Here is a 14,002-nt window from a genome sequence, read left to right as displayed (position 1 = left end):
TACCCTCACACATTAGATCTAGGAACCTTACGACCTTTGTCGTAATTTATTTCCCGGGAAATAGTTTAGTTGATTATTTTGTAGTCTTTCCATTCCTCAGGTAGAAGATTGACATATTTTCTACTCAAGAAACGGTCATCAATTAACTGAATTACACCATAGTCATGTTCAGAACGAATTAGTCTTCCCCCAGCTTGTAACACCTTGTTCATACCGGGGAATACATAGGCGTAATCATAACCATTTCGACCGCGGTTTGAAAAGTAAGATTTGATTAATTCCCGTTCAAAATTGCGCGGCGCAAGACCAATTCCTATAACGGCAACTCCATTTAAACGATTTCCTCTCAAATCAACACCTTCCGAAAAGACACCACCAAGAACAGCAAAACCCACAAGCCTCCCCCAGTAACAAACTGGGCAAGAAAGTCATCTCTTCGTTCCTCAGTCATCCCTTGCTCCTGTGCGACGGAATTGATATTGTGATATTTTTGAAAATATTGATAGACTAATTGCATATATTGATAGGAAGGGAAAAAGAATAAATGATTACCGAATTGTTTATTAACCTGGTGGTACAATAACGCAGCCAAACGTTCCGCTGTCTCTTCTCGGTTTTTATACTTCGTTGATAATGGAGCAATTGATACTTCCATTTGACTTGCAGCATAGGGAGATGGAAGCCTGAGAATATAGTCTTTCTCGTGACCACCGAGCATATCCTTATAATAACCAAAAGGCGATAAAGTAGCTGAGAAGAAGATACTTGAGCGAAACGGCTTTGCGGCTTGCCTTAGAACATAGGATGGGTCAATACAGAAAAGTTTAATAGACACATCCCGACCCAATTTTGCACCAATATGCACATAGTGTTCATCAACTATACCCAAGATCTTCAGGAAGTTTTGTGTGGCAAAGTAACATTCCAGCAACCATTCATCTTTCTCTTCTTCTGCATTCTGATCGCGAAGCTGGCGTTCCGCTTTATTAATAAGCCGCTCCAAATTCTCCTCAAGCTGACCCGGCACATCCTGAAGCTCGTATTCTGTTTCACTCTGTCCGTTATCGACAGTATTCATATCCTTCGTTATGGCCCTTGCGGCTTCAGCTAATTCTACATTCTCCGTTCGCCACAACTCTTCCACTTTTCTATAGGAATCGCGGGTGATTTCAGCTGAATACATTTCTCGGGCACGTTCCACTAGGTTATGTGCTTCATCAACGAGTAGAGTGGTTTGCTTCTTTTGTTCAGGCATGAGTCTTTTCAATGCCACCCTTGGATCAAATATATAATTGTAATCACCAATAACTACATCAACAATATCCGTAAGATCTAATGAAAATTCAAAAGGACATACACTGTGTTTTTTTGCATACTCTTCAATAACTGCTCGTGTTATTTGCGTTTCATTCATAAGCACATCAACAATGGCACCATTAATCCGATCATAATAGCCGTCTGCGAACTCACAGTAGTCAGGCTGACAGATCGTTTCTTCCTTAAAACAAATCTTATCTTTTGCAGTTAATGTAACAGAACGCAACATTAATCCTGTTTCCTCCATCAACTGGAGAGCTTCCTCTGCTGTGGACCGGGTAACCGTTTTTGCTGTTAGATAAAATAACCGTTCATGTTGTCCCGCTTCCATTGCCTTAACAGATGGAAACAAAGTAGATATCGTTTTGCCAATCCCGGTTGGGGCTTGCGCAAAGAGGGTCCGTTTTTCTTTTACAGTTCTGTATACACTTCCTGCGAGCTGACGCTGTCCTTCCCTGTAGCTCGAAAATGGAAAAGTTAAATCAGGGATTGTTTTCTCTTTTTGTTCTCGAATATGAAGTAATATCCTGGCGTAAGACACATATTCTTCAACTGTCTCTCTGATAAATAACGCCAAGTTTCCCTTCGTGTATGTTTGAACAAAACGCTTCTTTTCCTTTGTCTGCTTCTGAACATAAGTCAACTGCACGTCAATCTCATCCAGCTGTTCCTGTTCCATATATATATAAGCGTATAATTTCGCCTGTGCCCAATATACAGGGAAACTTTCTTCTGTAAGTTCTTCTAGATCTCTTGCAGTTGATTTAATCTCATCAATTCTAGGGCCCTTTTCTGTTCTTAGCAGCCCATCGCACCGACCATGAATGCGTAGTTTCAGCTCATCATATGCATACACATACTCGAGATGGACCTCCTTTTCTTCGCCTTCTTTATATTCTTTTTGAACCGCCTTATGAATTGCTGTTCCTTCCTGCAATGCTGTATTTGTACGAAAGCGATTATCTATGCTTCCTTCCCGATATACATATTCCACTAATTCACGTACTGAAATGCTCATCTGCTGATCCAAAGGAAGCCCTCCTATAACAAAATCGACAGTGGACCGCCTTTTTTTGTCAGCCGATTTCGAATGTCTATTCAATAGTTTTACATGTTATAATAACATGTAAAACTATTATATTTCTCAAACTGTGAATTAATCATATAATATATGATAAGCGAATTTATTCAAAAACTACAGGTGATAGCACTATGAAAAAATTAAAGTGGCTAGCTATCGTTATTCTTTCTCTCATCTTTCTTGTTCTGATAATCGCATCTTTGATTAACCAACCTGAAAGCATGTCCCAAGGAGACAATAGCCAGCCAGCCACCGAAGAAAAGCAAACAGAAGAAGAAAAGCCATCTCCTAAAGAAAAGGAGTATGAAGAGAAGCCTGTTGAAGAACAAGAAGAAGGGACCTTAAGTGAAGGCTTGCAGGAAGTGTTTACGAGTGTCATTGAAGGCGCTAAAAACCTGTTCGTTCATGAAGATTTAAAAATTGTAGCAATAGGGGATTCCTTAACTCAAGGCGTCGGTGATCGTACAGATAACGGTGGCTATGTAGGTATTCTAGAAGAGACAATTAATAGTAATGAAGACAGTGAAAATATCAATATCGAAAACTATGGAAAACGTGGCAATCGAACAGATCAGCTGCTTGAGCGAATGGAGAAAGATGAATTGGCTTCATCTATTGAAGAAGCTGATATTGTTTTAATTACAATTGGTGCCAATGACGTTATGGAAGTTGTGAAAAATAACTTTACTAGCTTGAACTACGAAGACTTCGCTGCTGAGCACGTTGGCTATGAAAAGCGGCTTCATCAAATCATGAAGCGCATTATAGAACTAAACTCAGATGCACCGATTTATTTGATCGGGTTATATAATCCTTTCGCGAAATACTTTGACAATATCCCGCAACTCACGCAAATTATGAATGAATGGAATCGTATTGGCAAAGAGGTAATATCCGAATATGATCAGGCCACCTTCATACCAATTAAAGATATTTTTGCGGGTAAAGAGGAAGAACTTTTATGGAAGCAGGACCATTTTCATCCTAATGTTAAAGGATATAAGCAAATGGCAGAACGGATACTTGAAGTGATCAGGCCGGAAATAGAGAAATAATACAGGTGGAATGTAAATGTTAAAACGTTGGTTTTTAAAAAATAAATGGAGGTCCTCCTTTGGCGTATTGGCCGTGATTAATCTAGGAATCATCGTCTGGATCCTATCCCTTGTTTTCCTTCCAACAGCCTACACAATTGTTAATGTTGAACCTGAAGGAGAGAGCTCGGATGCTGAGTTTACAATTGTTTCGACAAAGCAAAACCTTGAACAACTAGCTAATGAATATTTAGGTGAGCTTTCTACACAAACGATATTCGATTATTCGATCTCCTTAGACAGGAACGTTACACTCATCGGAAATATTAAAGCATTTGAGCAAACAATTCCTATTAAGCTAGAACTAAAACCTGTCGTTCAAAAAAATGGTGACCTTATTTTGGAACAAGAGCGAATATCGCTTGGGAAGCTCCCCCTGCCTAATAAAAAGGTGTTGGAATTTGTAGCTGAAAATTATAAATTGCCTGAGTGGGTAAGAGTTCATCCTAATGAAGAAAATATTTATGTTGCTGTTACTCAAATGGATACAGCTTCGAACTTTAAAATAGCAGTAGACCGTTTCAACTTAAATTCAAACCAGTTGGCTTTCCGTATCTCGGTGCCGAATGACACCTTTAATTTTGCGCAAGCCCTCGTAGAAGAAAAGCTAAAATAAAACCGCCGCTCCCCGAGCAGCGGTTTTATTTTTTTGCGACATAGACAGTTTGTTTCGGTGTAGAAAAAGCACTTCACTGCGCCGCTGCGCTTATGCTTGTCGTGCCTACCAGGGCGTCTCGCTTTTCTAGGTATATAGCTCTTCTGGAATTTCTGAAAGGATGGAACTGTCTTTCTCATTATAAAGAATATCCAGTTCATGCATAGCACGAGTACAGGCAGTATATAACATCAAACGTCCTTCCTCGTCCTGGTAGCCTTGTTGCGCAGCGTCGTAAACGAGAACACTGTCAAACTCAATCCCTTTCGCAAAATAAACAGGTAAAATGAGCACACCCGATTGGAATTGCTGTGTTTCTTTATAAATCAATGTGGCGCCAAGCTGCTCCCCCACTAACTGATTAACTTGTTTACTTTCCTCAAGGGAATAACAAAGAATGGCGATTGTCTCATGGCCTTCTCTATGACGATCCTGAACGACTTCGATAATCTTTTGCTTGGCTTCTTGAATCTCTGTCACTTCCCATAGACGTGGCAACTGCCCATCTCGATTAAAGGCTTCAATACTTGCTCCATCCTCCAATAAATGTTTGGTAAATTCCACGATGGGCCTTGTGGAACGATAACTTCTGGATAGCTCCATTTTCTTCGCTTCCCCGTTGTGAGCCTGCTTATCTAGAATTGTCATGCCACCATGGTTATGTGTATAGATGGCTTGGTGTTTATCTCCTAAAAGTGTGAATTGAGCGTATGGAAACATCTCTTTAATATAAAGGTATTGAAAAACGGAATAGTCCTGTGCTTCATCCATGAACACATAGCGAATAGAGGCATTTACCTTTCGCCCTTCAAGCTGGTCCTGCAAATATAAATAAGGCGTTTGATCCTCCACAGGAAGATAACGTTCTTGTACGTTTTGCATTGTATGTTTACTTATTTGAGTCCAGTTTTTCGGTTGCAAATCAACCTGAGGGAATGACTCATTAAAAAGACCCTCATACACCTTTTCCATTTGGATAAATTTATAGTTTGCAATTTTCCTTCTCAAAGAAGCCATCCTTCGTCTAACTACCATTTTCTTCAGCAGGTTTTCCTCTTTTTCAAAATCATTAAAGGTCTCTTCATTAAAATTCTGGTGTTGTTCAAGGTTTTGAAAGGCTTTCAAATAATCTTCTTTAGTAAGTAAGGCAGCTTCTTCCTCTGGCCAATCTTTAGCTCGCTCCTCCTTTTCCACGTGCTTAAGCTGACTAGATAACCAGTCCTTAACGAGGTCCACTCTATTGGCCATCGACATCGCCGAATCTAGCTGATAAAAGAATTCCTCAATCCGCTCAGCTGAAATCCTAACCTCTCCACGGAATTTGATACTTCTAAACTTCATTCCGTTGCTAGACAAATGACCCAGATAGTTATCAATCATCGTTTTAAAAGAAGCGCTTGATTTAAAATCTACGGCCTCTTTCTCGTGATGATTTTCACCACTTCCTTTAGTTACTAAAGAACTTTCCAATTGTTCAAACGGTGTCTGCAAATCAAATTCATCATCTAAGCGCTTGGAAACGTATTCTTGAAAGGTCGATTGCTGCATTGGCTCTTCACCTAACTCAGGAAGGACTGACGCCACATAGCTTGAAAACATTTGGTTTGGTGAGAACAATAATATTTGATCTGCATTCATTTGTTTACGGTATCTATAAAGTAAATAGGCGACCCTTTGCATGGCGGCAGATGTTTTTCCACTTCCGGCTACACCCTGCACAAGCAGTAGTCGACTACTTTCGTTTCTAATGATGGCGTTTTGCTCTTTTTGTATAGTAGCTACGATACTTTTCATTTGCGAACTCGCCTGATCTCCGAGCACTTTTTGCAGTAAAGAATCTCCAATGGTAATCCCTGTATTAAACATTCCTGTTAACATACCATTTTCTGTAACAAACTGTCTTTTAAGCTCTATTTCCCCTTCAACAGTACCTTCAGGTGTATCATAGTGAGCGGGGCCAGGCTCAAAGTCGTAGTACATGCTTGAGACAGGTGCACGCCAATCATACACAAGAAAATGATCCTCTTCTTTATCCATCAATGAGGAAATGCCAATATAGATCGCTTCTTTAGCTACTTCATCTTCGGCAAAATCAATTCGCCCAAAATAAGGGGACTCCTCCATGCGGTCAAGCAGTTTTTTATTCTTATAATATTGCCCGTGGCTTCTTTCACGTTCTGACAAAAGCTCTGATTGCTGCTTAATGCTTGCATAGGTTTCAACAGCGTCATCTACTTCATCAAAATTAACCGTCACATCATCCCAGAATTTCTTCCTAAGATCAATAATGTCCCCTTTGAGAGCACCCGTACTTTTAAGCAACTGTTCCTTTTTTGCTTCTATAACTTTACGCACTTCAGCGATTCTTTGTTGTTCAACGTCCCAATCATTACCCTCGAAGGTCATATCGATATCTTCCTTCCACAAAAAAGTTGACAAACCTTTCAAACTCGCGTAAAATATATATTGGATAATTATATATAAATTCAAATACCACTCTTGATATTATCACACTTGCAACTGAAAAACAATTTACAGACACTAGTGTGTCTTTTTTTTATGCAAACGATTAGGTTATGATACAATTTTTACAAAGTTATATATAAAAGGAAGTGACCGCATGCGTGTCGTAAACAACATCGCTGACCTAATCGGAGATACTCCGCTCGTTAAACTTAACCGCATTACACCAGAGGGCGGGGCCACTATTTATATGAAATTGGAGAAGCAAAATCCTAGTGGCAGTGTAAAAGATAGAGCCGCTTATAATATGATCATTCAAGCCGAACAGGATGGCCATCTCAATGCAGGATCCACTATTATCGAACCAACGAGTGGGAATACCGGGATAGGGATTGCTATGAATGCTGCTGCACGAGGATACCGGGCGATCCTTGTTATGCCGGACACAATGACACAGGAGCGCATCAATTTACTGAAGGCCTACGGTGCTGAAATTGTTTTAACACCCGGTGATGACAAAATGCCTGGGGCTATTGCTAAGGCTAAAGAACTTGTTAAGGAAATGGATAACGCCTTTATGCCCATGCAATTTGAAAACATGGCCAATCCCGATGCCCACCGGCACACAACTGCATCAGAAATCATTGAAGCAATGGACTCCATTGGAAAACCTCTTTCAGCTTTCATCTCAACAGCAGGTACAGGGGGAACGATCACTGGAACAGGGGAAGAGTTAAAGAAATACTACAAAGATCTAACCATTCATGTGGCCGAGCCCTCAGGTTCACCGGTTCTTTCAGGAGGAAAGCCCGGCAAGCACAAGCTTGTAGGGACAAGCCCTGGGTTTATACCTGATATTTTAAACATGGACATAATGGACGAAATCTTCCAGGTTACCGATGAAGATGCCTATGAAGTCACCCGTCGGTTAGCCCGAGAGGAGGGCCTGTTACTTGGAACTTCAGGCGGAGCAGCATGCTGGGCAGCGATGGAGGTTGCCAAAAGGAAGAATGCAGAGGACGTTATCGTCGTGATTGCACCTGACACAGGTGAACGCTATTTATCAGGAGATCTATTCCGTTATTAATTTACGAAAAAAGTGAGCCCTTTATTCTATAAAGGAGCTCACTTTTGTTTTATCCATATCTATGCCTCTTATAACCGGTACAAATCACGAAATCGCAAGTGCCATCCCAAGTGATAAGAAAGCACTCGGCATCCGATAATAGCGAAAAACAGTGTGTACTTTTGCCAAGAACTTGCTAGATCAACTATTTCTAAACCAACTAATAATCCCACCACCATAGCCCAAACTGCATATATTTCTTGGTGGAGCACCATCGGACGCCTCTGTGCGAGCACGTCCCTGGTCATTCCACCTCCAACACCCGTCAAAATCGCTGCAAAGATGATACCCCCTAATGGAAAATCATGATTTATTGCAAAGGTTGCCCCTTGGAGGGCGAAAGCTGATAATCCAATCGCATCTAAATAAATGTTCCAGCGGTCCCAGAACATTACCCATCCCTTTGGAAAAAAATAAACGATCGCAATCGTTCCCATCGCTACATAAAACAAATGGCCTTGTTCCCAGACATGCACCACAGGTACATCCATGGCAATATTCCGAATAATCCCCCTGCAAATGGTGTTGCAATGCCTAACATGAACGTACCGAAAATATCATATCGCTCACTTAAAGCCACAATGGCCCCACTAAACGCAAACGCACTTACAGCTATGATTGTTAATGTTTCAAAGGACATGCCGCAGCAATCCCCCTCTTTTTCCCGGCATAAATGAGTCTCAAAAGAATATTTTAGCACAAAATAATCGTTCTGATTAGATTACTTTTGTTTAGTTTAGGGTAAAAACTACTACCGATAAAATCCCACCTATAAGATGGACAAGGTATGCTTCAAAGGCTATATAATAGGATTTTTGAAAATAACCCTCCCCATTTCCAAAGTTTTATAAGTGACGGGCTATTTTGTTGCAAACTGCCACAAGGAGTTTTGAACTATCTCTTGAACTATTATTTAACTAAAGACGTAATGGGTGTGATTAAAATAAGAGAGTGGCTGATTCAACTCAGGAAAGAAAGGAACTTAACACAACAGCAAGTTGCTAAAGGAGCTTTTATTGACCGAGCTTATTATGCCCAAATAGAAACGAGCACCAGAAATCCAAGCATAGCGGTAGCTTCACAAATCGCAAATTTCCTTCATGTCAATCCATATCTGTCTTTCTCAGCACACTTAAGTGAGCCATTTAGGATCGCTCTCCTCCACTCCCCGGTCATTGTCGCTCATTGTGATTTAGAGTTAAAGTACACATGGATGTTTAACCCAGATCCAGATTTTGATACAAACCTAGTTATAGGAAAACGAGATGATCATAGTGATCTAAACGACGGAATCACAGAACTTATGGAGTTAAAACGCAAGGTCATAGAAACCGAAGCTACTATACACAGACGAATTTTATTCCCTTTATCCACTGGTCATACTGAGTACTACATTTTTGGCCAACCTTTATATAACGATGAAGGAAAAGTACTCGGAGCAGCTACAACATCCACTGAACTTTTACCTTAGGGCAAGGGGGGACCTATCATGAATCTAGAACAATTACCTGGACGCATCCTTAACCTTACCTTTGAGAGGGCGGTTGAATTAGGTTTGGACGAGGAGTTTATCGATCTAATCGTGGAAGAACTAAACAGAAGGAAACAGGAAAAAAAGGCTCGCATTAAGAAAGTGAAATAATTAGTTACTTTCCTTTGATTGTATGGTTATGAGCTAAAATGGGTAAACCATCATAAAAAAGGATGTTTTTATGAGCTTTCAACCTTGGACTATGTATCAAGAATGGGAGGAATTGACTTTCTTCCACTGGCCAATGCCTACGCATATTATTCGTCCTTTCGTACCTAAGTCTTTTGAAATAGATACGTTTGAAGGGTCTGCCTGGCTTGCCGTTGTTCCATTTCACATAAACCATATGCGTCTGCGAGGACTTCCACCTCTCCCCTATTTCAGTCATTTACTGGAGTTAAATGTACGAACATACGTTACGTATAAGGGTGAACCCGGTGTCTACTTTCTATCGTTAGATGCAAATCACCCTGCAGGTGTTGTTCTCGCAAGACAGTTCAACCTGCCTTACCTCCATGCAAACATGCGATTAGACCGAACCGGCCATACTGTTCACTATACGAGCAGGCGTACACACAATGGGTATCCCCCTGCTCACTTCCATGCATGTGTACATCCATTTGGCGCCCCTTTCCTAGCAAGCCCCGGTTCCCTTCTGTACTGGTTAACTGAACGCTACGCTCTATGGCTTACAAGAAAACAGCATGTCTTTAAAGGGCCAATTGTTCATAAACGCTGGCAGCTTCAACATGCCTCAGCAGACATATCTATTCAAGGCCTAACAACACCCCTTCCAAACAAATGGTTTATACGAAAACCGATTACTCATTTTTCAAAAAGCCAGCAGACTCATCTCTTCCCTTTTAAACGTACAGGGTATTGTCAATGATGATTCCAATTGACAAAATATGTACTTTATTGTATCATCTATCTTGAAATCGAGATATTCTACACACGCAACTAGGGGAGGTTGTTGAGATGAATATAAAAGGAATTCACCATGTTTCTGCTATTACAGCCGATGCTAAAAAGAACTATGACTTTTATACAGATGTTTTGGGCATGCGCTTAGTAAAAAAAACGGTTAACCAAGATGACAACTCAATGTACCATTTATTTTATGCTGATGAAAAAGGAAACCCAGGTACGGATCTAACCTTTTTCGAAATACCTCGTGCCGGTAGGACTTATCCCGGCACACACAGTATTTCAACAACTTCTCTTAGGGTACAGGATGATAAAGCGCTAGAATATTGGAGAGAACGTTTTGACGCATACGGTGTTGACCAGGATCCGATCAAAGAAACAATGAGTAGAAAAACGCTGGCCTTTCGTGATCCCGAGGGCCAACGATTGATGCTGGTATCAGATGAGAATAATGAAGGAGTAACTGCTGGCACTGCCTGGGACAAATCCATTGTTCCACAAGAAAATGGAATTAACGGACTTGGTCCAGTCCATTTAACAGTTGCCGAGGCTGCTCCTACAGCAAAAGTACTAACAGAAATCCTTGGATTCCGTAAAGTTGGAACGTTTGATGATCGTATTGTATTTGAAACGGGTGAAGGTGGAACGGGTGCTGAAGTTCACATTGAGACAAATCCGGAATTACACCGGGAACGACCTGGACGGGGAAGTGTCCATCATGTGGCTTTTCGCGTTGAAGATGAAGCGGAACTTGAAAAATGGAAAGATAAAATCCAGGATGCAGGATTCCCTAACTCAGGTCTGATTGATCGTTTTTATTTCAAATCGCTCTATTTTAGAGAGCCAAACCACATTCTATTTGAGCTGGCAACGGATGGACCAGGCTTTACCACAGATGAAGATGAGGGGCATCTGGGAGAAAATTTAGCCTTGCCTCCATTCTTAGAACATAAGCGTGAACAAATAGAAGCAAACCTGACTCCGCTCGAAACTACAAATGAGTAAATTTAGAAAATCCGCCCTATTGGACGGATTTTTTATTTCTTATGCAACCTTGAGATTTGTGAACCGCTTTTTAAGGAGAGAGAGGGCGGTTTGTCGGATTTGGGCAGCGCAGACACTTCAGGAGTTAAAAAGCTGTGGTCCACTATTTTGGACCACAGCTTTTACTATGCTGCACCGTCATTTTACCTTTCCTACTCATCTATTCAAGCGGTTTTTAACCCAGTTCACTAGGCCGCCTGATTGCATCATCTCAAGCTGACGTTTAGAAAGGGCGTGCTCAGCTTTAATCGTTTTATCTTTACCCTTCACTTTCACTTCTACTTCATTTCCCTTATGAATTGTATTCCGAAGATCTTTAAAGACCAGCACATCGCCCTGTTCAAGATCTTCATAATCCTTTTCATTAACAAAAGTGAGTGGAAGAATACCGAAGTTGACTAGGTTTTGCCAGTGAATTCGCGCAAAGTCCTTCACAATAGCCACTCTCAATCCCATATATCTAGGTGCTAAAGCCGCATGCTCACGACTTGATCCTTGACCATAGTTTGTTCCTCCAACAATGACATGACCACCATCTTCACGCTGTTTCATCGCTCGATCGTAATAAGTATCATCTACAATTTCGAAGGTGAATTTACTAATCTCAGGAAGGTTACTGCGGAATGGCAGCACCCTGGCCCCGCCTGCTAAAATTTCATCTGTTGAAATGTCATCACCGACTTTAAGTAAGACCGGCAATTCCATATCATTAGGCAATTCATCCATTTTAGGGATAGATGCTATATTTGGCCCTTTCACTAATTCTTCCTTAGCAGATTCTTCAGGAGTTAATGGTTTATCAAGTAGCTGTGTATCTATGGTTGGTTTATCTAATTCCTGAACCTTCGGGTAATCAAATCCAGCCTTTCGGGGGTCGGTAATTTCACCCTTCAGTGCAGAGACAGCAGCTATTTCTGGACTACATAGGAATACACTATCTTCTCTGGTACCTGAACGACCCGGGAAGTTACGTGGTGTTGTTCGCAGGCTATTACGGCCTGTTGCCGGCGCCTGCCCCATACCGATACAACCGTTACATCCGGCCTGGTGAAGGCGAGCACCCGCCTGCAAGAAGTTTGCGATATGCCCTTGCTGGGATAAGTCGATCAGCATTTGTCGTGAGGTAGGATTCAAATCAAACGATAGACCATCCGCAATATGCTTGCCTTCAACAATTTTTGAGGCAATAGCAAAATCACGAAATCCCGGATTTGCGGAGGATCCAATATAGGATTGATAAATCGGTTCCCCTTCCACTTCGCTGACAGGGACTACATTCCCTGGACTTGAAGGTTTAGCAATCATTGGCTCAAGCTCCGATAAGTCAATTTCGTCATGTACATCGTATTTAGCATCATCATCAGCTTTTAACTCAATCCAGTCATCTTCACGTCCTTGCAGCTTCATGTATCTTTTCGTTTCATCATCCGAAGGGAAAACTGTCCCAGTTGCCCCTAATTCCGCACCCATGTTAGCAATAACGTGGCGGTCCATAGCTGTTAAATTTTTAATTCCTGGGCCATAATATTCAAAGACATGATTGACTCCACCCTTAACTCCATGCCGTCTAAGCATTTCCAGGATAGCATCCTTAGCACTTACCCAGTCCGGGAATTCTCCTGTTACTTTTACACCCCATACTTTCGGCATTTTCACATAAAAAGGCTCTCCTGCGATGGCCATAGCGACATCAATACCGCCCGCCCCCATAGCAAGCATCCCCATACAGCCATTTGCACATGTATGACTGTCTGAGCCAAGCAGTGTTTGCCCAGGCTTAGCCAGACGCTGCATATGAACAGGGTGACTGACTCCATTACCAGGCCTGCTGAAATATAATCCGAATCGTTTCGCCGCACTCTCTAAAAACAAGTGGTCATCCGGGTTTTTACTATCTTCTTGAATTAAATTATGGTCGACGTATTGAGCAGAAGCTTCTGTCTTTGCCCGATCAATTCCCATTGCCTCTAACTCAAGCATGACCATCGTACCTGTCGCATCTTGAGTTAAGGTTTGATCAATTTTCAGCCCAATCTCTGAGCCAGGATTCATCTCACCTTCGACCAAATGATCCTTAATCAGCTTTTGTGTGACATTATATCCCACACAGCATTCCTCCTTATTTTAACAATTGCCCATAAATATTCACCTATAACATTTATACCCTTTTCAATCTTAATTTACTCATGTTTCCCATTTTCTATCGCAAATATTTAAGAAAATCTGAAATCCTCAGGGTCAGAGGGCGTGCTGCTTTGTTCGATGATTGGACAGGTCCTATTCCATATAGGTACTACTTTGTACCAAACCTCTTTAGATAGCGTTTTACAGGCTAAAAAAGTGAACGCTTAGCTTGACCGGAGAGAAAACCATTTAAGCCAAAAAAAGGATGAGATCAAAGATCTCATCCACATCGATATATTTTAGGGGAGGAATTCGCAAATTAAATGTTACTAAGCACCCACATTACTCCGAGCTCGCATCATGAGCGGCTTGAGAAATAGCGCTTGAAATTAAGGATTGAAATCAAACACGGTCCTGTGACATTTTTCGCCACAAACGACTTCTATTTGATCCATTTCTTCCCTTTTTGTGCTACAACGACACTATAACATAATTTTTCTTGCTATAGGTCTGTGAAAGTTAGTGCTTTTTATCCCCCTTAAAGGCACGAAATTTGAACGACTTGGGAAACCTATGAATATAGTTGAAATATCCTAGTCGAACGTGTATTCTGAATATAGATTTGAAAGAGAAACTTCTG

Annotated in this window: 11 protein-coding genes and 1 pseudogene; 7 read left to right on the top strand and 5 right to left on the bottom strand. The window is 41.2% G+C overall.

Translation table 11 applies throughout. The features are described from left to right. Positions 1-65: 65 nt before the first annotated feature. A complete protein-coding gene (locus MUO15_RS22000) occupies positions 66-395 on the bottom strand; it encodes a helicase C-terminal domain-containing protein (RefSeq protein ID WP_318036168.1) in 330 nt (109 codons plus the stop codon). After that, the gene (locus MUO15_RS15945; RefSeq protein ID WP_318036167.1) at positions 347-2,347 is read right to left on the bottom strand and encodes an ATP-dependent DNA helicase; all 2,001 of its coding nucleotides are present in this window, start codon (positions 2,345-2,347) and stop codon (positions 347-349) included. The genes MUO15_RS22000 and MUO15_RS15945 overlap by 49 nt, the downstream gene beginning before the upstream one ends. Before the next feature lie 182 nt (positions 2,348-2,529). Here MUO15_RS15945 and MUO15_RS15940 point away from each other — a divergent pair, with 182 nt between their 5' ends. Together MUO15_RS15940 and MUO15_RS15935 are read left to right on the top strand one after the other, a co-directional pair. Further along, a complete protein-coding gene (locus MUO15_RS15940) occupies positions 2,530-3,453 on the top strand; it encodes an SGNH/GDSL hydrolase family protein (RefSeq protein ID WP_245030691.1) in 924 nt (307 codons plus the stop codon). 16 nt (positions 3,454-3,469) lie between these two features. Further along, positions 3,470-4,108: a YpmS family protein gene (locus tag MUO15_RS15935; protein ID WP_245030689.1), complete on the top strand. Its 639-nt coding sequence runs from the start codon at positions 3,470-3,472 to the stop codon at positions 4,106-4,108. 126 nt (positions 4,109-4,234) lie between these two features. Here MUO15_RS15935 and helD read toward each other — a convergent pair whose 3' ends face one another. Continuing rightward, positions 4,235-6,553, bottom strand: coding sequence for an RNA polymerase recycling motor HelD (gene helD, locus MUO15_RS15930; protein WP_245030687.1), 2,319 nt, complete (start codon positions 6,551-6,553; stop codon positions 4,235-4,237). 214 nt (positions 6,554-6,767) lie between these two features. Here helD and cysK point away from each other — a divergent pair, with 214 nt between their 5' ends. Next, complete coding sequence (cysK, locus tag MUO15_RS15925; protein ID WP_245030685.1) at positions 6,768-7,697, top strand: cysteine synthase A; 930 nt, start codon at positions 6,768-6,770, stop codon at positions 7,695-7,697. 68 nt (positions 7,698-7,765) lie between these two features. On the opposite strand, the pseudogene MUO15_RS15920 reads toward cysK, so the two are convergent. Then, positions 7,766-8,376 (bottom strand): annotated as a pseudogene (locus tag MUO15_RS15920) (trimeric intracellular cation channel family protein). Between the two features lie 261 nt (positions 8,377-8,637). Here MUO15_RS15920 and MUO15_RS15910 point away from each other — a divergent pair. The 4 genes from MUO15_RS15910 to MUO15_RS15895 all read left to right on the top strand — a co-directional run bounded on the left by MUO15_RS15910 (position 8,638) and on the right by MUO15_RS15895 (position 11,199). Continuing rightward, positions 8,638-9,207, top strand: a complete 570-nt coding sequence (locus tag MUO15_RS15910; protein WP_245030672.1) for a helix-turn-helix domain-containing protein — start codon at positions 8,638-8,640, stop codon at positions 9,205-9,207. An 18-nt stretch (positions 9,208-9,225) separates the two neighbouring features. Beyond that, on the top strand, positions 9,226-9,378 hold the full coding sequence (sda, locus tag MUO15_RS15905) for a sporulation histidine kinase inhibitor Sda (RefSeq protein WP_245030670.1): 153 nt from the start codon (positions 9,226-9,228) through the stop codon (positions 9,376-9,378). 70 nt (positions 9,379-9,448) lie between these two features. Next, positions 9,449-10,156 (top strand): YqjF family protein, encoded by a 708-nt coding sequence (locus tag MUO15_RS15900; protein WP_245030668.1) that lies wholly within the window; start codon positions 9,449-9,451, stop codon positions 10,154-10,156. 89 nt (positions 10,157-10,245) lie between these two features. After that, positions 10,246-11,199: a ring-cleaving dioxygenase gene (locus tag MUO15_RS15895; protein ID WP_245030666.1), complete on the top strand. Its 954-nt coding sequence runs from the start codon at positions 10,246-10,248 to the stop codon at positions 11,197-11,199. A 195-nt stretch (positions 11,200-11,394) separates the two neighbouring features. Here the strand turns inward: MUO15_RS15895 and MUO15_RS15890 are convergent, their stop codons facing one another. Then, complete coding sequence (locus tag MUO15_RS15890) at positions 11,395-13,344, bottom strand: aconitate hydratase (RefSeq protein ID WP_245030664.1); 1,950 nt, start codon at positions 13,342-13,344, stop codon at positions 11,395-11,397. Between the last annotated feature and the right edge of the window lie 658 nt (positions 13,345-14,002).

The sequence above is a fragment of the Halobacillus amylolyticus genome (assembly GCF_022921115.1).
Taxonomy (GTDB): domain Bacteria; phylum Bacillota; class Bacilli; order Bacillales; family Halobacillaceae; genus Halobacillus_A; species Halobacillus_A amylolyticus.
This window is presented reverse-complemented; position numbering and strand designations above follow the sequence as displayed.

Excerpts from the sequence above, each read along its gene's own strand:
- sda (WP_245030670.1), top strand. The coding sequence starts at position 9,226 with ATGAATCTAGAACAATTACCTGGACGCATCCTTAACCTTACCTTTGAG.
- MUO15_RS15900 (WP_245030668.1), top strand. The coding sequence starts at position 9,449 with ATGAGCTTTCAACCTTGGACTATGTATCAAGAATGGGAGGAATTGACT.
- MUO15_RS15935 (WP_245030689.1), top strand. The coding sequence starts at position 3,470 with ATGTTAAAACGTTGGTTTTTAAAAAATAAATGGAGGTCCTCCTTTGGC.
- cysK (WP_245030685.1), top strand. The coding sequence starts at position 6,768 with ATGCGTGTCGTAAACAACATCGCTGACCTAATCGGAGATACTCCGCTC.
- MUO15_RS15895 (WP_245030666.1), top strand. The coding sequence starts at position 10,246 with ATGAATATAAAAGGAATTCACCATGTTTCTGCTATTACAGCCGATGCT.
- MUO15_RS15940 (WP_245030691.1), top strand. The coding sequence starts at position 2,530 with ATGAAAAAATTAAAGTGGCTAGCTATCGTTATTCTTTCTCTCATCTTT.
- helD (WP_245030687.1), bottom strand. The coding sequence starts at position 6,553 with ATGACCTTCGAGGGTAATGATTGGGACGTTGAACAACAAAGAATCGCT.